The 22,123-nt window shown below is 62.8% G+C and carries 17 protein-coding genes and 1 pseudogene; 11 read left to right on the top strand and 7 right to left on the bottom strand.

What is annotated here, in order from left to right:
- Positions 1-314, bottom strand: a pseudogene (locus HHL24_RS37250) (NAD(P)(+) transhydrogenase (Re/Si-specific) subunit alpha); the annotation flags it as partial.
- 189 nt (positions 315-503) lie between these two features.
- On the opposite strand from HHL24_RS37250, the gene HHL24_RS37245 reads away from it, so the two are divergent.
- From HHL24_RS37245 to HHL24_RS37205, 9 genes are all read left to right on the top strand, one after another.
- Positions 504-986 (top strand): NUDIX hydrolase, encoded by a 483-nt coding sequence (locus HHL24_RS37245; RefSeq protein ID WP_169490310.1) that lies wholly within the window; start codon positions 504-506, stop codon positions 984-986.
- A gap of 135 nt (positions 987-1,121) precedes the next feature.
- Positions 1,122-2,279, top strand: coding sequence for a tRNA 2-thiouridine(34) synthase MnmA (mnmA, locus tag HHL24_RS37240; RefSeq protein WP_169490308.1), 1,158 nt, complete (start codon positions 1,122-1,124; stop codon positions 2,277-2,279).
- Between the two features lie 273 nt (positions 2,280-2,552).
- On the top strand, positions 2,553-4,163 hold the full coding sequence (locus tag HHL24_RS37235; protein WP_169490306.1) for an FMN-binding glutamate synthase family protein: 1,611 nt from the start codon (positions 2,553-2,555) through the stop codon (positions 4,161-4,163).
- A 161-nt stretch (positions 4,164-4,324) separates the two neighbouring features.
- Complete coding sequence (locus HHL24_RS37230) at positions 4,325-5,176, top strand: FkbM family methyltransferase (protein WP_206003187.1); 852 nt, start codon at positions 4,325-4,327, stop codon at positions 5,174-5,176.
- Positions 5,177-5,384: 208 nt separating this feature from the next.
- On the top strand, positions 5,385-6,392 hold the full coding sequence (gene glyQ, locus HHL24_RS37225) for a glycine--tRNA ligase subunit alpha (protein WP_169490305.1): 1,008 nt from the start codon (positions 5,385-5,387) through the stop codon (positions 6,390-6,392).
- Between the two features lie 20 nt (positions 6,393-6,412).
- Positions 6,413-8,512 carry a glycine--tRNA ligase subunit beta gene (gene glyS, locus HHL24_RS37220; RefSeq protein ID WP_169490303.1) on the top strand — a complete coding sequence of 700 codons (2,100 nt, stop codon included), beginning with the start codon at positions 6,413-6,415 and terminating at the stop codon, positions 8,510-8,512.
- Between the two features lie 10 nt (positions 8,513-8,522).
- Positions 8,523-9,077 carry a D-glycero-beta-D-manno-heptose 1,7-bisphosphate 7-phosphatase gene (gene gmhB, locus HHL24_RS37215; protein ID WP_169490301.1) on the top strand — a complete coding sequence of 185 codons (555 nt, stop codon included), beginning with the start codon at positions 8,523-8,525 and terminating at the stop codon, positions 9,075-9,077.
- Positions 9,078-9,117: 40 nt separating this feature from the next.
- The gene (locus HHL24_RS37210; RefSeq protein ID WP_169490299.1) at positions 9,118-9,876 is read left to right on the top strand and encodes a lysophospholipid acyltransferase family protein; all 759 of its coding nucleotides are present in this window, start codon (positions 9,118-9,120) and stop codon (positions 9,874-9,876) included.
- A gap of 44 nt (positions 9,877-9,920) precedes the next feature.
- A complete protein-coding gene (locus HHL24_RS37205; protein ID WP_169490297.1) occupies positions 9,921-10,823 on the top strand; it encodes a M48 family metallopeptidase in 903 nt (300 codons plus the stop codon).
- Positions 10,824-10,939: 116 nt separating this feature from the next.
- Here HHL24_RS37205 and HHL24_RS37200 read toward each other — a convergent pair whose 3' ends face one another.
- The 6 genes from HHL24_RS37200 to HHL24_RS37175 form a co-directional block, all read right to left on the bottom strand.
- Positions 10,940-11,338: a hypothetical protein gene (locus HHL24_RS37200; protein ID WP_169490295.1), complete on the bottom strand. Its 399-nt coding sequence runs from the start codon at positions 11,336-11,338 to the stop codon at positions 10,940-10,942.
- A gap of 26 nt (positions 11,339-11,364) precedes the next feature.
- Complete coding sequence (gloA, locus tag HHL24_RS37195; protein WP_115781858.1) at positions 11,365-11,751, bottom strand: lactoylglutathione lyase; 387 nt, start codon at positions 11,749-11,751, stop codon at positions 11,365-11,367.
- 100 nt (positions 11,752-11,851) lie between these two features.
- Entirely contained in the window at positions 11,852-13,498 is a 1,647-nt protein-coding gene (locus tag HHL24_RS37190) for a long-chain-fatty-acid--CoA ligase (protein WP_169490293.1), read from the bottom strand.
- Between the two features lie 83 nt (positions 13,499-13,581).
- On the bottom strand, positions 13,582-15,402 hold the full coding sequence (locus HHL24_RS37185; protein WP_169490291.1) for an alkyl sulfatase dimerization domain-containing protein: 1,821 nt from the start codon (positions 15,400-15,402) through the stop codon (positions 13,582-13,584).
- A 110-nt stretch (positions 15,403-15,512) separates the two neighbouring features.
- Positions 15,513-16,202, bottom strand: a complete 690-nt coding sequence (locus HHL24_RS37180) for a TetR/AcrR family transcriptional regulator (RefSeq protein WP_169490289.1) — start codon at positions 16,200-16,202, stop codon at positions 15,513-15,515.
- Between the two features lie 161 nt (positions 16,203-16,363).
- Positions 16,364-17,320 carry a LysR family transcriptional regulator gene (locus HHL24_RS37175; RefSeq protein ID WP_169490287.1) on the bottom strand — a complete coding sequence of 319 codons (957 nt, stop codon included), beginning with the start codon at positions 17,318-17,320 and terminating at the stop codon, positions 16,364-16,366.
- A gap of 102 nt (positions 17,321-17,422) precedes the next feature.
- On the opposite strand from HHL24_RS37175, the gene HHL24_RS37170 reads away from it, so the two are divergent.
- Both HHL24_RS37170 and HHL24_RS37165 read left to right on the top strand, forming a co-directional pair.
- Positions 17,423-18,766 carry an MFS transporter gene (locus HHL24_RS37170; protein WP_169490285.1) on the top strand — a complete coding sequence of 448 codons (1,344 nt, stop codon included), beginning with the start codon at positions 17,423-17,425 and terminating at the stop codon, positions 18,764-18,766.
- A gap of 357 nt (positions 18,767-19,123) precedes the next feature.
- Positions 19,124-22,120, top strand: coding sequence for an autotransporter family protein (locus HHL24_RS37165; RefSeq protein WP_169490283.1), 2,997 nt, complete (start codon positions 19,124-19,126; stop codon positions 22,118-22,120).
- Positions 22,121-22,123 lie beyond the last annotated feature (3 nt).

Raw genomic sequence — 22,123 nt, 5'->3', positions numbered from 1 at the left:
GCGAGCTTTGATGAGTTTTCGGTATTAAAAGGATCGAGCATGCCGACCAGCGTCGCGCCGCGCTTGAGCAACGGCAACTCGGCATCGGTCGGAGACTGGACCTTGAGGACGAGATCAGCGCCGAACGCAGTGGCCGCGTCGACGATTTCCGCGCCGGCAGTTGTAAAGGCTTCGTCAGGAAAGCTGGCGCCGGTGCCGGCGCCGCTCTGGATCGTGACCCGGTGGCCCTGGGTCACATACTTCTTGACCGTTTCGGGCGTCGCGGCGACGCGGGTTTCGTGCGCGCGCGTCTCGGCTGGCACTCCGATGTGCATCTTTGTTCCTCCTCGACTTCCTGTTTTACGACAGACCTGCCGACGAGGCACGCCGGCTTGCAAGTGCAACGGCTAACGGCGTCACTTTAACCGAAACCTGGGGGTGCGCATAAATCGGGGACAATCCCGGGGTACTGGCCCGGCCCGCTTCCCGGCAGCCCAGGCCCATAAACGGTAAAATGCGCACCCATGAAACCGGAAACCTGGCTGCCGCACGTCACCGTTGCGGCCATCGTCGAGCGTGACGGGCGTTTTCTCGTGGTCGAGGAACATACCGCCGACGGCCTGCGCCTGAATCAGCCCGCCGGCCATCTGGAAGCGGGCGAAACGCTTCTGGAAGCGGTCATCCGCGAAACGCTCGAAGAAACCGCGCATCCGTTCACACCCGAGGCGCTGGTCGGCATGTATATGACGCATTTCGAGCGGCCCGGCAGTGAGGGCGTGACGTATCTGCGCTTCACCTATTGCGGCACGAACGGCGAAGCGGATGCAGCGCGCGCGCTCGATCCCGACATCGTCCGCACGCTCTGGATGAGCGCCGACGAATTGCGCGCCTGCCCCGAACGGCATCGCACGCCGCTCGTCATGCAATGTCTCGATGATTACCTCGCGGGACGGCGTTTCCCGCTCGACTTCGTGCACACGCATTCGGTCGGGCGCAAACGGATATAAGCAGACGTAAAGCAGGCATAGCCGGGCCTACCCCGTCATAAACGGGCCTGATCCGTCACCAGCGGCGAGGCAAGCGACCGGGCAACACGGTCAACCCACGATCAATGAAGTCACGCAGTACCCAGTGAGCACCTTATGAGCAAGCAGAAAGTCGTAGTAGGCATGTCGGGCGGCGTCGATTCGTCGGTTACCGCGTGGCTGCTGAAGGAACAGGGCTACGACGTAGTCGGCCTGTTCATGAAAAACTGGGAAGACGACGACGACAGCGAGTACTGCTCGACCCGGCAGGACTGGATCGACGTCGTCTCGGTAGCGGACCTGATCGGCATCGACGTCGAAGCGGTCAACTTCGCCGCCGAATACAAAGACCGCGTGTTCGCCGAATTCCTGCGCGAATACTCGGCCGGCCGCACGCCGAATCCGGACGTGCTGTGCAATGCCGAAATCAAGTTCAAAGCCTTCCTCGACCACGCGATGTCGCTCGGCGCGGAAACCATCGCCACCGGCCATTACGCGCGCGTGCGTGAGAACAACGGCCGCTTCGAACTGCTGAAGGCCTTTGATCATACGAAGGACCAGTCGTACTTCCTGCATCGGCTGAACCAGGCGCAGTTGTCGAAGACACTGTTTCCGCTCGGCGAGATACCGAAAACCAAAGTCCGCGAGATCGCCGAACAGATCGCGCTGCCGAATGCGAAGAAGAAAGATTCGACCGGCATCTGCTTCATCGGCGAACGGCCGTTCCGCGACTTCCTGAACCGCTATCTGCCGACCCAACCCGGTCCGATGAAAACCACCGAGGGCAAAGTGGTCGGTGAACACATCGGCCTTGCGTTCTACACCTTCGGGCAGCGCAAGGGCATCGGCCTTGGCGGCAGCAAGGACGGCAGCGGCGAGCCGTGGTTCGTCGCCGGTAAGGATATTGCGTCGAACACGCTGTATGTCGCGCAGGGCCACGACCATCCGTGGCTGCTGAGCCATACGTTGAGCGCGGGCAATACGAGCTGGGTCGCGGGCGAACCGCCGGCTGACGGTTTCGCGTGCGGCGCGAAAACCCGTTACCGGCAAGCGGATGCACCGTGCTCCTTCAGCGCGGCGGCCAGCGTGGCAGGTGAAGGCGAGGGCCTTTTCGAACTGAATTTCGACGCCGCCCAATGGGCTGTCACACCGGGGCAATCTGCCGTGCTCTACGATGGCGACGTATGTCTCGGCGGCGGCATTATCGAACACGCGGTGACCGGGCAGCCAACGGCGCGCCAGCCGCAACAGGCAGCGTTGCTAACCGCCCGTTGAGCCATGCGCTTCATCGTGCGGCAACGCGCCGGCGTCGCCGCATGAGCTTCACCTGCATGTCTCACCTTAAGCTTGAGACTTCACGCTACACCTGCATGTCCCATCTTCAAGCCTCAAGCATCATGCTGCACGCTTCACCCAAGCGTTTCATCTTCGAGCCGTAGCTAGCTTCACCATAACAAGCAGTTGTTCGTTTCCCTTCGCGGCGGATTCCGTCTGCGCCGACAGCGTCGACGATCCCTCCGCGACGATCCTCACTGCACTGGAGTCCCCATGTTTTCTCGACGTTATCTGGCGATGTGGTGCGCAGTCGTTCTGCTCGCAGCCTGTGCGGCGCTCGCCGCGACGCATCACATTTCGTGGTTCTGGATCATCGTACCGGTGGCGCTCGTCGCGCTTGGCCTGTTCGACCTGACGCAAGAACGCCACGCGATTCTGCGTAACTATCCGCTGTGGGGTCACTTCCGCTTCCTGTTCGAATTCATCCGCCCGGAAATCCGCCAGTATTTCGTCGAGGACGATACCGACGAGAAACCGTTCTCGCGTGCGCAGCGCAGCATCGTCTATCAGCGCGCGAAGAACGACGTGGACAGCCGACCGTACGGCACCGAGCTCGACGTCAAGGCCGTCGCGCACGAATGGATCAGCCACTCGCTCGCACCGACCAAACTCGATAACCACGACTTTCGTATCGTCGTCGGGCCCGACCGCGCGCAACCTTATTCGATGTCGATCTTCAACGTCTCCGCGATGAGCTTCGGCTCGTTGTCGGCGAACGCGATCATGGCGCTGAACCTCGGTGCGAAGAAAGGCAACTTCGCGCACGACACGGGCGAAGGCTCGATGTCGAAATACCACCGCGAGCATGGCGGCGACATCATCTGGGAAATCGCCTCGGGCTATTTCGGCTGCCGCAACGACGACGGCACCTTCAGCGCGGAGAAGTTCGCGAAGCAGGCCGCCGAGCCGCAAGTGAAGATGATCGAAGTGAAGCTCTCGCAAGGCGCGAAGCCCGGTCACGGCGGCGTGCTGCCGGCCGCGAAGATCACGCCCGAGATTGCGGAAACGCGCGGTGTGCCGATGGGTCGAGATTGCATCTCGCCCGCCACCCACTCCGAATTCTCCTCGCCACGCGGCCTGCTCGAATTCGTCGACCGATTGCGCACGCTGTCCGGCGGCAAGCCGACCGGATTCAAGCTGTGCATCGGGCATCCGTGGGAATTCTTCGGTATTGCTAAGGCGATGCTGGAGACGGGGATCCTGCCGGACTTCATCGTGGTCGACGGTGCGGAGGGCGGCACGGGTGCAGCGCCATTGGAGTTCACCGATCACGTCGGCGTGCCACTGCAGGAAGGCTTGCTGCTGGTACACAACACGCTGGTCGGCATCGGCTTGCGTCAGCGCATCCGCATCGGCGCGAGCGGCAAGATGATTACCGCGTTCGACATCACGAAGACGCTGGCGATCGGCGCGGATTGGGTCAACGCGGCGCGTGGCTTCATGTTCGCGGTCGGTTGCATTCAGGCGCAGACCTGCCACACCGGCCGCTGCCCGACGGGCGTGGCGACGCAGGATCCGGTGCGCCAGCGTGCTTTAGTGGTTCCGGATAAGGCCGACCGCGTATTCAACTTCCATCACAACACGTTGCATGCGTTGAAGGAAATCATTCAGGCCGCGGGGCTCAAACATCCTGCTGAACTACGCGCGCATCACATCGTGCGGCGCGTGTCGTCGCATGAGGTGCAGTTGATGTCCGAGCTGTTGAAGTATCTCAAACCGAATGATCTGCTGAACGGCAACTATCGCTACACGTTGTACGAGAAATATTGGCCTATGGCGCAAAGCGATTCGTTTGCGCCGAAAGTCGAGTTGGCCGCGACGTAATCCGGTCGTGCCGACGATCGGTTCATCGGGCCGATCGTCGCAGAGTCTTAGGTTTTAACGGCGAGTTCTTGCAGAAATATAAGAATCCTTAAGAGCCCGTCTTATATACAAGTCCAGCGGCGGACCGTACATTTGCGTGGTCTTTTTCCCGCTCAATGTTCATGGTTACGCCCTCTTCTGTTCCGCTGCCGCTCGGCGAGCACACGCAACTCGTCCAGACCCGTCATGGCTGGATGCTCGCCAATCCAAACGACTTCTATCTCGGCCGCGCACTCATCGAATACGGCGAATGCAGCGAACTCGAATCTGCCGTGTTGCGACAGTTGCTGGTGCAACCAGGCATCGTCGTGGAAGTCGGCGCGAATATCGGCGTGCATACCGTCCCGTTGGCGCGTGAGGCGCAGGCCCGCCGCCAGGTGCTGGTCGCGTTCGAGCCGCAGCCGGTGATCTTTCAGAACCTATGCGCGAATCTCGCGGCCAATGGTGTGCGCAACGCGCTCGCGTGGCCGTATGCGTGCGGGGCGACTGCGGGGACACTGCATTTTGCGCGACCCGACTATGATGCGCCGGGCAACTTTGGCGCGGTCGCGATGCAGACAGTGGCTGCGGCGAATACGATCCCGGTTCCATGTGTGCGGCTGGACGATGTCCTGCGCTCGCATACCGTGGGGCTGCTGAAGCTCGACGTGGAAGGGTTCGAGCTGAACGCGCTGCGGGGCGCGGAGGAAACCATCGCCCGCTCGCGGCCGGTGATTTACGTGGAGAACGACCGGCTCGATCGGTCACAGGCGTTGATCGAGTGGTTGTGGTCGAAGGAGTATCGGATGTGGTGGCATTTGCCGCCTTTGTTCAATCCGGGGAATTTCTTTGGGCGCGCGGAAAATATCTACGGCAGGTTGATGTCGTGCAATATGCTCGCGCTGCCGCGGGAACTGGAGATGGAGATTGAGGGGTTCGTAGAGGTGACGGATGCGGATTCTGCGACGCATGCGTTGATGAGTTTAAGCAGTTAGCCAACGGGACACTTCCCGAGAAAACGAACGACAATCGGCCGCCTGAAGCGGCCTTTTTCCGTTTGGAGAACACTTCAGTTCCCGTCCGACCCCGCAAAACGGACACCCCCCTCCCTTTCCGTTAAAATCTCCGGTTTAGCACTTCGCTCCACGGCCAGCTCGCGCGCTCCGGCGTTTGCGGCGCGGCCCTATGCCCGAAAGGCACTTCATGCTCACGTTTCAGCAAATCATCCTGACACTGCAGTCCTACTGGGATAAGCAGGGTTGCGCGTTGCTCCAGCCGATCGACATGGAAGTCGGCGCGGGCACGTCCCACGTCCACACCTTCCTGCGCGCGATCGGTCCGGAACCGTGGCGAGCCGCCTATGTGCAGCCGTCGCGTCGCCCGAAAGACGGCCGCTACGGCGAAAACCCGAACCGCCTGCAGCATTACTACCAGTACCAGGTGGTGCTGAAGCCGGCGCCGGAAAACATCCTTGACCTGTACCTCGGCTCGCTCGAAGCCCTCGGCTTCGACCTGAAGCAGAACGACGTGCGCTTCGTTGAAGACGACTGGGAGAACCCCACGCTCGGCGCCTGGGGCCTTGGCTGGGAAGTGTGGCTGAACGGCATGGAAGTGACCCAGTTCACCTACTTCCAGCAAGTCGGCGGTCTGGATTGCAAGCCGGTGCTGGGCGAAATCACCTACGGTCTCGAACGTCTGGCGATGTATCTGCAGAAGGTCGAGAACGTCTACGACCTCGTCTGGACCGAGTGGGAAGAGCAAGGCCCGAACGGCCCGGAACTCCGTCGCCTGACTTACGGCGACGTGTACCACCAGAACGAAGTCGAACAGTCGACCTACAACTTCGAGCACGCAAACGTCGATCTGCTGTTCACGTTCTTCAACAGCTACGAAGCAGAAGCCAAGCGCATGATCGAAGCGCAGATCGCGCTGCCCGCTTATGAACTGGTGCTGAAGGCCGGCCACACGTTCAACCTGCTGGACGCCCGCGGGGCGATCTCCGTCACCGAACGGGCGGCCTACATCGGCCGGATTCGCGCGCTGTCGCGTCTGGTCGCCCAGGCTTACTACGATTCGCGCGAAAAGCTCGGTTTCCCGATGCTCGGCAATCCGGTGCACGGCGTGCCCGGCCTCACGACCGATGCACAAGATGCTGCGATGCCCGCGTGGGCGCCGCCGCTGAAAATCGAACGCAAGATCGATCCGGACTGACGAGACGAGAACACCAAGAAATGACTCAACCCCATCAAGCTACCCTGCTCGTCGAGCTGCTGACCGAAGAACTGCCGCCGAAAGCGCTCGCGCGTCTGGGCGACGCCTTCGCCGAAGGTATTGCGCAGCGCCTCGCGGCGCGCGACCTGGTCGAAGGCGAACTGTCGTTCGAACGATATGCCACGCCGCGCCGCCTCGCCGTCACGATCAAGAACGTGCGTTCGGTCGCGCCGGAAAAACACGTGCGCGAAAAAGTGCTGCCGGTTTCGGTCGCGCTCGATAAAGACGGCCAGCCCACCGCGCCGCTCGCGAAGAAACTGGCTGCGCTCGGCTTCCCCGATTTTTCGGTGAACGACCTGGAACGCGCGCAGGACGGCAAGGCCGAAGCCTTCTTCCTGCGCTACGCCGCGCCGGGCGCCACGCTCGCCGAAGGCCTGCAAACCGCGCTTGACGAAACGCTCGCCAAGCTGCCGATCCCGAAGGTGATGACGTATCAGCGCCCGGACGGCACCAATGTGCAGTTCGTGCGTCCGGTGCATCGTCTGACCACGTTGCACGGCGAACAGGTCGTGCCGGTCAGCGCACTGGGCGTCGATGCCGACGACACCACGCTCGGTCATCGCTTCCTGTCCGAAGGCTTCGTGCAGATCCAGCACGCGGATTCGTATGCCGACACGCTGTTGCACAAGGGTCGCGTGGTCGCGAATTTCGCCGACCGCAAGGAAGCCATCCGCACGCATCTGCTCGCGCAAGCCGACGGCGACCAGGTCGTGATGCCGGAATCGCTGCTGGATGAAGTGAATTCGCTGGTCGAATGGCCGGTGGTCTACGCCTGCCGTTTTGAAGACGAATTCCTGCAAGTGCCGCAGGAATGCCTGATCCTGACGATGCAGACGAACCAGAAATACTTCGCGTTGACGGATGCGAACGGCAAGCTGCGCTCGCGCTTCCTGATCGTGTCGAACATCGAAACCAAAACGCCGGGCGATATCGTCGAAGGTAACGAGCGCGTGGTGCGTCCGCGTCTGGCTGATGCGAAGTTCTTCTTCGAGCAGGACAAGAAGAAGCCGCTGGCTGACCGCGTGCCGCTGCTCGCCAACGTCGTGTATCACAACAAACTGGGTTCGGCACTGCAACGCGTCGAGCGCGTCGAAGCGCTGGCCGGCGCGATTGCCGCACTGACCGGCGCAGATGTCGCACTGGCAAAGCGCGCCGCGCGCCTCGCCAAGGCCGATCTGATCACCGACATGGTTGGCGAATTCCCCGAACTGCAGGGCACGATGGGCACGTACTACGCGCGCCACGACGGCGAGCCGGAAGAAGTCGCGCTGGCATGCTCGGAACACTATCAGCCGCGTTTCTCAGGCGACGCCTTGCCGACCACGGCAACCGGCACCGTCGTCGCACTCGCCGACAAGCTCGAAACGCTGGTCGGCATCTGGGGCATCGGCCTGCAACCCACCGGCGAGAAAGACCCGTTCGCGCTGCGCCGTCACGCGCTCGGCGTGCTGCGGATTCTGGTCGAGAAGCAATTGCCGGTTGATCTGGTCGAACTGCTGCGCACCGCTTACGCGCAATTCGCCGCAGTGCCGGGCGTCGCTGATTCGACGCAAGCGATCTACGAATTCAGCATGGACCGTCTGCGCGGTCTGCTGCGCGAGCGCGGTTACGCGCCCGGCGAAATCGACGCGGTGCTGGCACTGAACCCGACGCGCCTCGATGACATCGTCGCGCGTCTGGATGCAGTGCGCGAATTCGCAGCGCTGCCGGAAGCGGCATCGCTCGCGGCGGCAAACAAGCGTATTTCGAATATCCTGAAGAAGTCGGAAGGTTCGGCGACTGGCGGTGTGCAGGTCACGCTGCTGACCGAAGCGGCGGAAAAAGCCCTGCACGCTCAGCTAGAACAGGTCGCGCCGCGCGTGCAATCGCAACTCGCCGCGCGCGACTACACGGGCGCACTGACCGCGCTCGCCGCGTTGCGCGAACCGGTCGACACGTTCTTCAACGACGTGATGGTCAACGCCGAAGATCCGGCGTTGCGCGCCAACCGTCTGGCTTTGCTCGGCGCGCTGCATCAGCAGATGAATTGCGTCGCCGACATTTCCCGACTCGCCGCCTGAGCCCCGCGCCATGCCGACCAAAAAAGTGGTGATCCTCGACCGCGACGGCGTGATCAACGTCGATTCCGACGCCTTCATCAAGTCGCCGGACGAATGGGTTGCCCTGCCCGGTTCGCTCGAAGCGATCGCGCGGCTGAACCAGGCGGGTTATCGCGTGGCGATCGCGACCAACCAGTCGGGCATCGGCCGTGGTCTCTTCGACATGAACGCGCTCAATGCAATGCATCTGAAAATGCATCGCATGGCGGCGGCGGTCGGCGGGCGCATCGACGCGGTGTTCTTCTGCCCGCATACGGCGCAAGATCACTGCGAATGCCGCAAGCCAAAGCCCGGCATGCTGAAAATGATCGCCGAACGTTTCGAAGTCGATCCGCAGAATACGCCGGTGGTCGGCGACGCGATGCGCGATCTGCAAGCGGGCGCGTCGCTCGGACATCCGACTCATCTGGTGCTGACCGGCAAGGGCCGCAAAACGCTCCAGGCCGGTGGCCTGCCGGAAGGCACGCGCGTGCACGACGATCTGCGCGCGTTCGCACTCGACTTCCTTTCCGACGCTCACGAGTGACGCGCACCACGCGCGTCCCCAACCCTCACTGACCAAGCCGATGCGCTTCATCCGTTCTTTGCTGCTGCTGATCTACTTCGTGCTCTTCACGGTGCCGTACGCGACCGCGTGCTTCATCGCGTTTCCGTTCATGCGCGCCGACAACCGCTACTGGATGGCGGCCGGCTGGTGCCGCGCCACACTCCACACGGTGCGCTGGCTGAACGGCATCCGCTACAAGATCGAGGGCTTCGAGAACCTGCCCGACGGTCCGGCCGTGTTGCTGTCCAAGCATCAATCGGCCTGGGAAACGCTGGCGTTTCCGGCGCTGATGCCGCGGCCGCTATGCTATGTGTTCAAGCGCGAGCTGCTGTATGTGCCGTTCTTCGGCTGGGCATTGGGCCTGCTGAAGATGGTTCACATCGACCGCAAGGAAGGCAAGTACGCGTTCGAATCGGTCATCAAGCAAGGTAAGCAGCGCATGGCGGAAGGCGCCTGGGTCATCATGTTTCCGGAAGGCACACGTACGCCGACCGGCAAGCAGGGTAAGTACAAAACCGGCGGCGCGCGTTTCGCGATTGCCACCGGCGCACCGGTCGTGCCGATCGCACACAACGCCGGGCGTGTGTGGCCACGCAACTCGTTTCTCAAATATGCGGGTATAGTCACAGTGTCGATCGGCAAGCCGATCGACACGACGGGGCTCACGCCCGATGAAGTGAACACGCGCGTCGAACAGTGGATCGAAGCTGAAATGCGTCGCCTCGATCCTACCGCGTACCGCGCGGCGGATAGCACCTCCGCCGCCGCACCAATCTGACGCGCCCGCGCCCTCGAAGGCGCATTTGCGCGAAGCCGAATCCGATGCAGAAGTCTCCTACGTCGCAGCCCGCTGCGGCGCTCGATAACCGGCAGCTCGATCTCCCGCTCTTCGCCGAGCCGGGGTCGACGTCGTCGTCCCCATCACCGTCCGGGCCTTCGTCCGGATATTCGGCGGGCTCGCAGAGCGGGCAGCAGCCGGCTGTGCCGCTCGCACCCGACGGTACCAAGCTGCGCAGCCTCACCATCGGTTCGCGCACGCTGCACTATGTGCTCAAGCGCTCGGCACGCCGCTCGATCGGCTTTGCGATCGACAGCAGCGGCCTGATGATTACCGCACCACGCTGGGTCACGCTCGCCGATATCGAAACCGCGATCACCGAAAAGCAGCGCTGGATTTTTACGAAGCTGATCGAATGGCAAACGCGTGTCGAACAGCGCGCGTTGCCCAAGGTCGACTGGAAAGATGGTGCGGAAGTGCCGTATCTCGGTCAGCCCGTGCGCGTGAAGCTCGGCGCGCCGCAAGGCATGCTGGCGTTCAGCGCAGAGGAAGCAGCGCTACAAGTGCCGCTGCCGTTGCAAGCCGACCCGCAGCAGATCAAGGATCGCGTGCAAGGCTGGCTGCAAGGCGAAGCAAAGCGCCTGTTCGGCGAGCGCCTCGCGATCTACGCGGAGAAACTGGGCGTCAACTATCGCGCGTATGCACTCTCTTCAGCGGCCACGCGTTGGGGCAGCTGTTCGAGCGACGGCAAAATTCGCCTGAACTGGCGGCTGATCCACTTCCCGCTGTCGATCATCGATTACGTCGTTGCGCACGAGCTCGCGCATCTGCGCGAGATGAATCACAGTCCGCGCTTCTGGCAGACCGTGGAATCGATTTTTCCGGAATTCCGCGAAGCGCGGCAGACGTTGAAGTCGCATCCGCCGGAATTGCTTCCGACGCTTTAAAGCGCTCAGGCCTTCTTCGGCCGTTCAAGACCTCGGCCTTCGGTCTTCGGCCTCTGGTCATGAAGCCTGGAAACCGGCGCCTCAACTCGAAGCGCCGGCCTTCTGAAACCCGCTACTCAATCCGTGCAGAAGGTTTCCTGCAGGTGACGCCACGTCACCTTGCCGTGCGCGTCCAGATCCATCACCGCTGTCGAACGCCTTACGTTCGCATTGCCCGCGCTATCGCGCTGATACTCACGATATTTCACCACCGCGCCCGACGGATACTCGGACACGATCTCCATATCGCGGATTTTGATCTGCGAGCCAGGACGCGCGCCGTTCAGCTTCGCGAAAATCTCGCGCAGACCGGCATGATCGAGTGCGAGACCGGACGGCATGACCAGCGTGAACTGCGGAGCGAAACGCGCCATGATGCGGTCCAGCGCGCCGTGATCCGCGGAGCCGTCGAACAACGCCTGGATTTCGACGTGGATATCGTCAAGTTCTTTGAAGTAGGGATTGCCGTTATTCATTGCGTGTCCTCGCCCCGCCGCTTACGTCACTTTTTCTTCTGAATAAACTCGATCTTGTAGCCGTCCGGATCCTCGACGAAGGCGATCACGGTGGTGCCGTGTTTCATCGGGCCGGCTTCGCGCACGACCTTGCCACCTTGTGCCTTGATCTTGTCGCACGCGGCATAGGCATCTTCAACTTCGACGGCGAGGTGCCCGAAGCCGTTGCCGAGGTCATACGACGGCGTGTCCCAGTTATGCGTGAGTTCGAGAACGGTGCCGTCACGTTCGTCTTCATAGCCGACGAAAGCGAGCGTGAACTTGCCGTCCGGATAGTCGTCGCGGCGCAGCAATTTCATACCGAGCAGCTCGGTGTAGAACGCGATCGAACGGTCCAGGTCGCCGACCCGGAGCATGGTGTGAAGCAGGCGCATCGTGTACTCCCTAGTGCGTGATGTCGAGAATGACAATGTACCCGGAATCACGCCGCGCTGCAGCGCGCCACACACGGCGACACGCGCGGCACGCCCGTTTTCAACTCGCGCTCTTCACCTCGTCGCGCAATGCGCGCCGCAAAATCTTGCCGACGTTGGTCTTCGGCAGTTCGCTGCGAAACTCGATGATCTTGGGCCGCTTGTAACCCGTCAGTTGCTCCTTGCAGAACGCAAGAATGTCCACATCGGTGAGCGCCGGGTCTTTCTTCACCACGTAAAGCTTCACCACCTCGCCCGACTCCCCGTCCGGCACGCCGACCGCCACCACTTCGAACACGCCCGGGTGCTTCGCCACGACGTCCTCGATTTCGTTCGGATAGACGTTGAAGCCCGACACCAGAATCATGTCTTTCTTGCGATCGACGATCTTCACGAAGCCCTCTTCCGTCATCACGCCGATGTCGCCGGATTTGAAGAAGCCGTCCGGCGTCATCACCTTCGCGGTTTCATCGGGACGGTTCCAGTAGCCGGCCATCACCTGCGGTCCGCGAATGCAGATTTCACCGCGCTCGCCGAGCGGCACTTCGTGGCCGGCGTCGTCGCGAATCGAGATATCCGTGGACGGCAACGGCAAGCCGACCGTCCCGGTGAACGCGGTGGACGTCGGCAGATTGGTGGTGGCGCACGGCGAGGTTTCCGAAAGCCCATAACCTTCGACGATCGGTACGCCGGTCAGCGCTTGCCAGCGTTGCGCGACGGCTTGCTGCACCGCCATGCCGCCGCCGTTCGATTGCACCAGCTTCGAGAAGTCCAAGGTTTCGAAGTCGGGTTCGTTCAGCAGCGCGTTGTACATCGTGTTCACGCCGGGGAACGAGTTGATCGCGTAGCCTTGCAAGGTTTTGATCAGCCCCGGCAGATCACGTGGATTCGGAATCAGGATGCCCAAGCCACCGCAACGCATCGTCAGCAAGCCGCAGACCGTCAGTCCAAAGATGTGATACAGCGGCAGCGCGACAACCGTGATGTACTGCTTGATGTCGGTGCGCCCTCGATAAACCGGTTCGCGCCACAATTCCGATTGCAGGATGTTGGCAATCAGATTGCCATGCAGCAAGGTAGCGCCCTTTGAGACGCCGGTGGTGCCACCCGTGTATTGCAGCACCGCGACATCGCTTTGCGTAAGCGTGACGGGCGTGAAGCCCGCGTCCGCGCCGCGCCTGATCGCGTCGTCAAGTGCAATGCATGACACCGAGTCGATCGCAACCTCAGGACTACCCGCGCCGAGCATCTCGCCGATCGAAGTCAGCACGACATGTTTAATCGCCGTATGCGCTTGCACAGCCTCGAGCGTCTTCGCGAACGTGTCGAGCAGCACGATCGCTTCCGCGCCGCTGTCGTTCAACTGATGCTCCAGTTCACGCGGCGTGTACAGCGGATTGACGTTCACCACCACGTAACCGGCGCGCAGGATGGCCGCCATGACCACCGGATACTGCAACACATTCGGCAGCATCACAGCGATGCGCGCGCCGCGCGCAAGACCTAGCCATTGAAACCACGCCGCAAGATGGCGCGACTTCACATCGAGTTCGCCGTAAGTCAACTCGCGGCCCATGCAGACGAATGCGCGCTCTGCCGCGTGCGTCTGAAAACTCTGCTCCAGCAAGTCGCCAACGGAGCTGAAGTGCGTAGTGTCGATCTCCGCCGGTACGCCCGGCGGATAGGACTTCAACCAGATTTTTTCCATGTCTCCTCCTTGGGTTTCGCATCGCGATGCGCCAATGCACGATGTGCCGCTGCCTCGAGGCGCCGATGCGAGCCGTGTTGCTTCTATCGCGTAGTCAGCGCGGGCATACGCCGCGCGGGCTGGTCGAAGCAATCGAAGAATCTGCGCAACTGCTCGGCCGTGCCGCGCTCCAGGATTACTGTGCCGCTCTCGAGGCCCTTCGGCAACTGCGTCGCCATGTCGCGCAGCATGCCGTATAAGGTGCTGGTTTCCAACGCGAGCTGAACGTCGATCGCCGAAGCTGTGCGCTCGTGAATCTGCAACACGCCACGCCGTAGTTCGAGCGCATACGTTTCATTGCGATCCATCACGCGGAATGCGAGCGTCATCTGCACGTCGGCGCAACGTTCCGGATCGACGTTCACGCTGAAGCGCTGGAACACATTGCGCAACGGCTGCGCGCGCAGCACGTCTGTCGAGGCGAGACTCGAACTGCCCGCAAACGGCAGTTCGTCGTAGGCATGTTCGAGTTCGCGCGCAGCGCTCAGATACCAATTGCGCCAGTTGGTGTTCACCGTGCGGTAGCCCAACTCGCGCAACGCGCTTGCCTTGATGCTGCGGGCGTCGGCGTCGGTTGTATCGAGGCGCACCAGCAGTGTGGCCAGTTCCACGGCCCAGCGCCAGTCGCCGTCACCCAAGGCGATACGCGCAGCGGCGCGCACGGGCTCGACGCCGCCCATCATCTTCACCATGCGCTGCGAACGTTCAGCGCGCGGCAGCGGATCGAGCGACGCCGGATCGCCGTCGAACCATCCCAGCTGGCCGCTATACACCTGCCGTACCGAATGCTTGACCGTGCCGTAGTACTCGCCGAGCCATGCGTGCTCCGCGAGATGCGGCGGCAGCGCGGGAATCGCTTCAGCGAGTTCGTCCGGGCTCAGGCCGAAGTTCATGTGGCGGATGGTCTGATCGTGGATGAACTGGATGGCGTCGCGATACACGCACAGCACCTCGGCGACATACTGCGCGCCCGATACCGGACGGCCATGCGCCGGCACCATATGCGCCGCGTTGAAGCCGCGCATCATGTCAATCGTCTGATACCAGCGCACCGGATCGCGGTAACGCGTGCCGCGCAACGTATGCACGTTCGCGAGACACTCGCCCTGGATCACTTCCGCCGACAGCAGCACGCCGAGCTCAGGCAGCCACATGACGATTTCGTCGTCGGCCTCCGAGGGCGCGTAGCGGAACTCGAAGCGCACGCCCGCCAGCACGATGTCGAGCTTGTCGTCGAACACGCGGGTCGGCGCGAAGAAGCTCGCCGGCTCGGCGATCAACACCGGTCCGATGCCCGCGTTGACCTTGCCGGTCGCGCCGGCCGGCAGCAGCGTGCCGAAGCTGTAGGCCGAACGCGTGGCGAGAATCGGCGCCACGAGGTTCGCGTTATTGATCACGGTGTCCATCAACGAGCGGTGCGCGATGATCTCGACGCTGCCCGCCTCGAGCGCGGCTTCGTTGACGAATGCGCGCACGCCGCCAGTGTGGTCCGTGTGGTTGTGCGTGTAGACCACGGCCTTGACCGGCAGCTCTACGTGCCGCGGATCGATCGCGCAGAAGTCCTCATAGATACGTTTCGCAGCGGACACCGCCTCAGTCGCGTCGATTACCACGATGCCGTCGTCGCCCACCACGAAGATGATGTTCGCGATCGCATAGCCGACCGCGCAATACACGCGTTCGGCGACGCGATAGATACGCTGCGCCATGCGCCGCGAGTGTTCGGTGAGGCGCGGCGGCACGGTCGGCGCGGCAATGGCGAAGGCGAGATTCACGCCGGCGTCGAACGCGACATCGAGCGGTTCGCCGATATGCGGCGCGTCGAAGGCAGGATTGCGGACCCGTTCGGGGCAACATGAGCTCATGCGGTGTCTCCTTGAACATTTGGATGCGCGTAACGGAATTCGCGCGGCATCTGGACGGGTTTTCTATTAACGGAACCGGAATTCTTATTCCGATTTTTAGGCAAAAAAAATCAGCTGTCCGCTAATCCGAGACAGCGCCGCAGCCGGATTTGCAGCCACGACCGCAGTTGCCGGCTGGAGAGCGACAAAGGGCCGGGGTCGTTCAGCACGCTATTGACCAGCATGCCGAGAATCATTTGCAAGCTGGCGCGTACTTCGAATTCGAGCGACTGGGTAGCGCTGGCATCGGCCTTAATGCCGCGCGACTGTGCCAACGCGCTGACGAGACGCGGGACGATCATGGCCAGAACCTCGTGATTGGTCGACTTCACGGCGTCCCAGCTGGCTTTGCGCTGCGAGGCCCGCAGCAACGACGCGTGGTACAGCCCGCGATTGCGCCGGAACGTCATGACGTAAAACGAAATGACCGCATCGGCAAGCATGCCCGCATCGTTCGAACGCCAGGCCGGGTCACGCTCGACGGTCCGGCGCACATGCTCGAGTCCCTCTTCCATCGCCGCGTCCTGGACGACCTCGAAGAAGCGGTCCTTGTTGTCGAAGCGCCGATAGAACGCGCCGATCGACGTACCCGCACGCTCGACGATGTCGTTGATCGACAGATCGTCGAGATTGCCGCTCGCTTCGATCAGCTCGCGCCCGGCTTGCAGCATGCGAACGAGCCCCTGCTGACTGCGCGTCTGACGCGGCGCCGCGATGGCGCTGGGCTGCGTTTCGCGGCCGCGTGGTGAAGTCGTCGTCATGCGCTGTTCTACCTCGGTTCGCCGCTTTGAAAAAAGAAGACTCACGGCAAACCGGAATCTGGATTCCGGATAGTCCGTGATCGGGATTGCCTTGTCAACCGCACTCAGGGTAATCACGGAGGCCGGTTGTGCGATCACCTGGTTGCCGTTCAGCGGCGCATTCATGTCGCGAGAGAGTCGGGGTGCAGCATGCCCTGCGCGGCTCGGTTGGCGTCCTCCATCACCTGTTCGGCGAGTCCCAACGCGGAATACGCAGCGGGCGACGGCGTGCGCTCGGCCAGATACACCAGCGCGAATTCCAGCGCGAGACGCGGCGGATTGACGAGCGGAATGCGCGCCAGCCGCCGCATCTCCAGATCGCGCCGCACTGCGGACGCCGTGGCAAATAGCACGGCATCGGTCTGCGCAACAACGTCCTTCAGTACTGCCACGTCGTTGCATTCGATCTGCAACGGTATCTGCTCGTGGGCACGGTACTTGAGCAGGCGATGCAGGGCGTCCTTCATGAACGCGGGCAAGGTCACCGAGACCAGCGGAAACTCGCGCAACGCCGCGAGCGGCACCGTGTCGCGCGCAAACAGGGGGTGGTCCGGCCGCGCGAACCAGCCGCCCTCGTGGCGCGGCAGGCGCTGCAAGGTGACATCGGGCGTCACGGGCGGCACACGGCGGTCGGTGACGAGAAAGTCGATCTGCTCGGCACGCAGTTTGGCGAGCAGCGCATCGCCTTCGCCGAGTTCGATCGACACCTTGATCTTCGGAAAGCGCCGCGCGAACTCCACCAGCAGGTCCGGCAACAGCACGACGGCCGCATAGGGCCCGAGGCCGATGCGTACCTCGCCGAGCTCGTGCGCCTTCAGCAGTTCGACGTCGCGGAACAGGCAGCGTGTTTCGAACAGCACGCGCCGGGCGCGCTCGACCAGCAGCCGCCCAGCCGCTGTCATCGCGACGCCGCGTGCGGCGCGGTCGAACAGCTTCATGCCGACTTCCTCTTCGAGCGCCTGAATGCTGCGGCTCAACGCCGGCTGGCTCAAATGAACCCGCTCCGCCGCGCGCGCAAAACTGCCTTCCTCGGCGAGCGCGATCAGATGGGTAAGGCGGCGGGAATTGACCTCATGCATAGTTTGCAAGCTCCCGATAACGAGAATGCACTTGAACAATTCAGTTATACCACCTCAAATGGGCGAAAACCCAGCGCCCCGCGCGAGAAATGGAGACATGCTTTGCCCACTTTCCTCAGCAGCACGAAGCGCTGCACGGCGCTTGCCGACATGGCGCCGGCTCATCCCACCCACGCACGCGAGACCGCGCAAGGCCGCCGTTGGGTGATCGTCGCCTCGCTATTCCTGTTCATGCTGATCAACTTCGCCGACAAGGCCGTGCTCGGTCTGGTCGCGATCCCGCTAATGCATGACATGCAGTTGACGCACGGTCAGTTCGGCCTCGTCGGCAGCGCGTTTTTTGTGTTGTTCTCGCTTTCGGGCATTGCCGTCGGACTGATCGCCGACCGCATCAATATGAAATGGCTGCTCGCCGCGCTCGCGCTGGTCTGGGCGGTAGCGCAGTTGCCGCTCGCATGGCCGACCAGCTTTGCCGTGTTGCTGCTGTGCCGTGTTCTGCTGGGGGCGGGGGAAGGGCCGGCCTCGCCGCTCGCGCTGCATGTGGTCTACACCTGGTTCGACGACCACGAGCGCAATCTCCCCACGGCCATCGTGCAACAAGGAGCGACTGCCGGCGTCATCATCGCCGGACCATTGCTCACCTATATCTCGCAGCGGTGGCACTGGCATGCGACGTTTCTCATGCTCGGCGCCGTCGGCATCGGCTGGACTGTCTTGTGGCTGTGCCTGGGCAAGACGGGCAATCGTCAGCACAACCCTTCACCCACGTTTGCCGTCGAGGCGGCAGGTCCTCGTGCGGTGTCGTTGCGCTTTCGGCGCATGTTGAGCGACCGCACCGTCATTGGAGTGATGCTGCAATGCTTTGTCGGCTATGCGGTGATCGCGATCGGCTTCACGTGGGTGCCCGCGTATTTCCGGCTCGGCCTCGGCTTTGCTGCGACCCAGGCCGGTTGGTTGTTCGCGCTGCAAGTCGCGGCGCAGATCCCGCTCGGCATCGCGCTCGCGATGACATCGCATCGAATGCTCAAGCGCGGCGTGCCGTCGAAGGTGGCGCGCGGCAAACTGATCAGCGCCGCATGCGTGGTGAGTGGTTTTGCGTACTGCTCACTATTGTTCGGCGCGCCGCCGTTCGTCAAGGTCGCCTTGATGGGGCTCGCCAGCGCGTTGGCGATCCAGACTTTCACCTTCGGTCCGATGCTGGTCGCCGAAGTCGCGCCAGCGGCGCGGCGCGGGGCCCTGCTCGCGATCACCAACTCGATCGTCACCACCGCCGGACTCATCGGACCCGTCGCGATGGGCAAGTTGCTCGGAGCGGCAGGCGACGCGCGCGGCTATGAGATCGGTTTCGCGGTAACCGGCACGTTGCTGCTGATCGTCGGCGCGGCGGGTTTCGCGTTGATCGATCCGCAACAGTCGAAGCGGCGCATGGAAGGCGCGGCTGGGTGAGATGCGAGGCCGCGCTTACGCATCGCTTATGCGCGCTGTATGTTTGGGTTTTTTGCGCGGCCGTTTGCGCGGCCTTTCGCATCGTTTTTGCATTGTCTCTCGCGTGGGCTTTCGCATCGTTTTTTCGAGGCGTCTCTGTGGCGTTGACTTGGCCTTTACGCCCCTCTAGAGCAGTTCCTTCATGGACGGTCATATCGCTTGCCGCTCCTGCCCCGTGTCATTCGAGCCGTTGACTAATTTCATCCGACGATACATTCTCTTGCACACCGTCCAGCAGCGGCATACAAAGAGGCGGCGCAGCGCACATAGCAAACCCAGCAGGAACTGACCAGACCTGTTCTACTAAAGGACCACCGTATGCGTCGTGCATGCTCGCGGCATGTGCCTGTTCGTTTGCGTCTGCTTGAAGCCCTTTTGTCCGCACTCGGAATAGCGGTTCTTCTGCCGTGCGAGCCTGCGTTCGCCGCCTGTGACAACACCGCGCCGGTCAGCGGTCAAACCGTCACCTGCAGCAGCAGTGCCCCCAATCCGTCCATCACGCCTGTGGCCGCAATTGCCGGCAGCACCAACGTCACGGTGAACGTGCAAGCGGGCGCCGAACTCGACGTCACCGGCAACAACGTCATCCTTGTGCGCGACGGCAGCACCGTCACCAACCTCGGCACCTTGCACGGCGCCGGCGACACCTTCGACGCCATCTCGGCACAGGGCACGAGCGGCGGTACGGGCCAGGATGTGTTGATCAACCGCGGCACGATCGTCACGAGCGGTGTCGAATCGGAAGGGATGTTCAACAGCGCCGCCGCAGTGACGATGCTCAACGACACCGCCGGCGTGATCCGCACCACGGGCAACGACTCAGTTGCGATGCACGACTTTGCGAGCCCCGGTGGCGGCACGCTGACCAACAACGGCACGCTCTCGACGAGCGGCGACGGTTCGCATGGCATGGCCGCGTTGACGAATAACGACACGCTCGTCAACAACGGCTCGATCACGACGACGGGCGCCGGTTCGTATGGGATGCTGGCCAACGGCAACGCCGTCGGCGGGACCGGCAATAACGTGCTGACGAATCACGGCACGATCGACGTCTCGGGTGCGAGTTCACACGGTCTTGTTTCACAGGACACAGCGCCTGGCGTCGTGACGAATACCGGCTCGGTGAACGCGCGTGGAGCCGGCGGCCTCGGCGCCATCTTTTCCGGCAACGTCACCCTGAACAATGCGGCGGGCGCGAGTATCGTCAGTCAACAGGCCAATGCCGTTGTCGCTAACGCCGGCGGCACGTTCAACAACGCCGGCACGATTGCAGGCGCAATCAACTCGATCGCTCTAACCGGCGGCGCCTCGACCATCACCAACAGCGGTTCGATCACCGCAGCCGGCAGCCAGGCGATCAGTGTGATCGGCACGTTCGATACCGTCATCAACAACACCGGCACCATCGCGGGCGGCAACGGCCGCGCGATCTGGACCGATAGCGGCAACGACACCTTCAACTGGAGCGGTGGCACCGTCACCGGCTTCGTGCGTCTCGATGCAGGCAACGACACCGCCAACCTCACCGGCCTCACCGATGCCAATCTCGCCGGCGTGCCGAGCTTCGACGGCGGCACCGGCAACGACGTGCTCAATTTCAACCGCACATCGGCGAGTGGTCTGGGCCGCTTCGTCAACTGGGAGACCGTTAACGTCACCAACGGCAGCCAGTTGACGCTCGACGCCAACGGCCTCGTGCTCGGCGACAGCGGCACGCTGACGGGCGCGCTGAACGTCGATTCGACCAGCACGGTATTTGCGGGCGGCTTCGGCGGCACGGCGACGATCGCGCCGGCGGTCGCGGGTCAGCTCGTGAACGTCAGCAATGCCGGCACAATCGATCTGACCAACGGCGCGACGGCTACGCGCAATATGCTGGTGATCAACGGCAACTACGCCGGGCTCAACGGTCGCCTGCTGCTACAAACGGTGCTGGGCGCGGACGGCTCGCCGAGCGACAAGCTGGTGATCGCGCAGGGTGTTGGCTCGGGCAATACTTCGCTCGGCGTCGCCAACGTCGGCGGCTCGGGCGGTGCCACGCTGACGGACGGCATTCTCGTGGTGCAGGCGACTAACGGCGCGACGACGACGGCGACCGCGTTCACGCTGCCGAAACCGCTGTCCGTGGGTGCCTACACGTACTACCTGTTCAAGGGTGGAGTGAGTGCAGGGACGGCAGACAACTGGTATTTGCGCTCGAGTGTGGCTGCGGCGCCAGCTCCGACGCCGACTCCAACTCCGACTCCGACTTCAACTCCGACGCCCACCCCGACGCCAAGCGCCGCAGCCGCACCGATCGCGGCGCCCGGCACGCCGCCGCTGCCGGCGCCGCCGCCCACCGGCACCGCCTCGACGCCGCTCTACCGGATGGAGGTGCCCGTCTATGCCGAAGTCCCAGTTCTCACACGCGAACTCGGTATCGCGCAGATCGGCACCTTTCATGACCGCCAGGGCGAGCAGGCGCTGCTGAACGAAAGCGGCCCGCTTGCCGCCGCATGGGCGCGTGTCTGGGGCGAGCACAGCTCGCAAAGCAACGGTGGCGCAGCCAACCCCGAATTCAGCGGCACGATGGCCGGCGTGCAAGTGGGTCACGATATCTATGCGGATCGCAGCGCAAGCGGCGATCGCAATCACTACGGCTTCTTCATCGGCTTTGCCCGCGCCCAAGGCGACGTGAACGGATTCGCGCTCGGCTTCCCCGATCTGTCGGCGGGGCAGCTGTCGATCAATGCATACAGCGCAGGCCTTTATTGGACGCACATCGGTCCGGGTGGCTGGTACACCGATGCGGTCGCGATGGGCAGCTCGCTCACGCTCGATCCATCGTCGAATCAGGGCATCGGCGCCAGCACGCATGGACATGCCGTGACGACCTCGCTGGAAGCCGGCCTGCCTATTCCACTACGCGCCAATCTCAGTCTTGAACCGCAAGCACAACTGATCTGGCAGCACGCATCGATCAACGATCTCAACGACGGCATTTCGAACGTATCGTTTCACGCGGCGAACGGCCTGGTGGGCCGGCTCGGCCTACGCCTGCAAGGCAGCTTCGAAGGCGCGGGCACGCAGTGGCAACCGTATCTGCGCGCGAATCTGTGGCGCTATTTCAATGGCACCGATAGCGCGACCTTCGCCGGCACGACCGTGATTCCCACCGATGTCGCCGCCACGGCCGCCCAGTTCGGCATCGGCATGGTTGCGCATTTGAGTGCTCGCGGCAGCGTGTTCGCCACCGCGAGTTACACCATGAACGTGAACGGCGAGCACCGCAGCACGGTGGAAGGCAATCTGGGCGCGCGCTGGAGTTGGTAAGGG

This window comes from Paraburkholderia polaris (genome assembly GCF_012927345.1).
Taxonomy (GTDB): Bacteria; Pseudomonadota; Gammaproteobacteria; order Burkholderiales; family Burkholderiaceae; genus Paraburkholderia; species Paraburkholderia polaris.
Note: the sequence above shows the minus strand (reverse complement) of the source record. Positions and strands in the feature narration are given on the sequence as shown.

Excerpts from the sequence above, each read along its gene's own strand:
- HHL24_RS37205 (WP_169490297.1), top strand. The coding sequence starts at position 9,921 with ATGCAGAAGTCTCCTACGTCGCAGCCCGCTGCGGCGCTCGATAACCGG.
- HHL24_RS37245 (WP_169490310.1), top strand. The coding sequence starts at position 504 with ATGAAACCGGAAACCTGGCTGCCGCACGTCACCGTTGCGGCCATCGTC.
- HHL24_RS37230 (WP_206003187.1), top strand. The coding sequence starts at position 4,325 with ATGGTTACGCCCTCTTCTGTTCCGCTGCCGCTCGGCGAGCACACGCAA.
- HHL24_RS37235 (WP_169490306.1), top strand. The coding sequence starts at position 2,553 with ATGTTTTCTCGACGTTATCTGGCGATGTGGTGCGCAGTCGTTCTGCTC.
- HHL24_RS37180 (WP_169490289.1), bottom strand. The coding sequence starts at position 16,202 with ATGACGACGACTTCACCACGCGGCCGCGAAACGCAGCCCAGCGCCATC.
- gloA (WP_115781858.1), bottom strand. The coding sequence starts at position 11,751 with ATGCGCCTGCTTCACACCATGCTCCGGGTCGGCGACCTGGACCGTTCG.
- HHL24_RS37200 (WP_169490295.1), bottom strand. The coding sequence starts at position 11,338 with ATGAATAACGGCAATCCCTACTTCAAAGAACTTGACGATATCCACGTC.
- glyQ (WP_169490305.1), top strand. The coding sequence starts at position 5,385 with ATGCTCACGTTTCAGCAAATCATCCTGACACTGCAGTCCTACTGGGAT.
- glyS (WP_169490303.1), top strand. The coding sequence starts at position 6,413 with ATGACTCAACCCCATCAAGCTACCCTGCTCGTCGAGCTGCTGACCGAA.
- HHL24_RS37210 (WP_169490299.1), top strand. The coding sequence starts at position 9,118 with ATGCGCTTCATCCGTTCTTTGCTGCTGCTGATCTACTTCGTGCTCTTC.
- gmhB (WP_169490301.1), top strand. The coding sequence starts at position 8,523 with ATGCCGACCAAAAAAGTGGTGATCCTCGACCGCGACGGCGTGATCAAC.
- HHL24_RS37185 (WP_169490291.1), bottom strand. The coding sequence starts at position 15,402 with ATGAGCTCATGTTGCCCCGAACGGGTCCGCAATCCTGCCTTCGACGCG.
- HHL24_RS37175 (WP_169490287.1), bottom strand. The coding sequence starts at position 17,320 with ATGCATGAGGTCAATTCCCGCCGCCTTACCCATCTGATCGCGCTCGCC.
- HHL24_RS37190 (WP_169490293.1), bottom strand. The coding sequence starts at position 13,498 with ATGGAAAAAATCTGGTTGAAGTCCTATCCGCCGGGCGTACCGGCGGAG.
- mnmA (WP_169490308.1), top strand. The coding sequence starts at position 1,122 with ATGAGCAAGCAGAAAGTCGTAGTAGGCATGTCGGGCGGCGTCGATTCG.
- HHL24_RS37165 (WP_169490283.1), top strand. The coding sequence starts at position 19,124 with ATGCGTCGTGCATGCTCGCGGCATGTGCCTGTTCGTTTGCGTCTGCTT.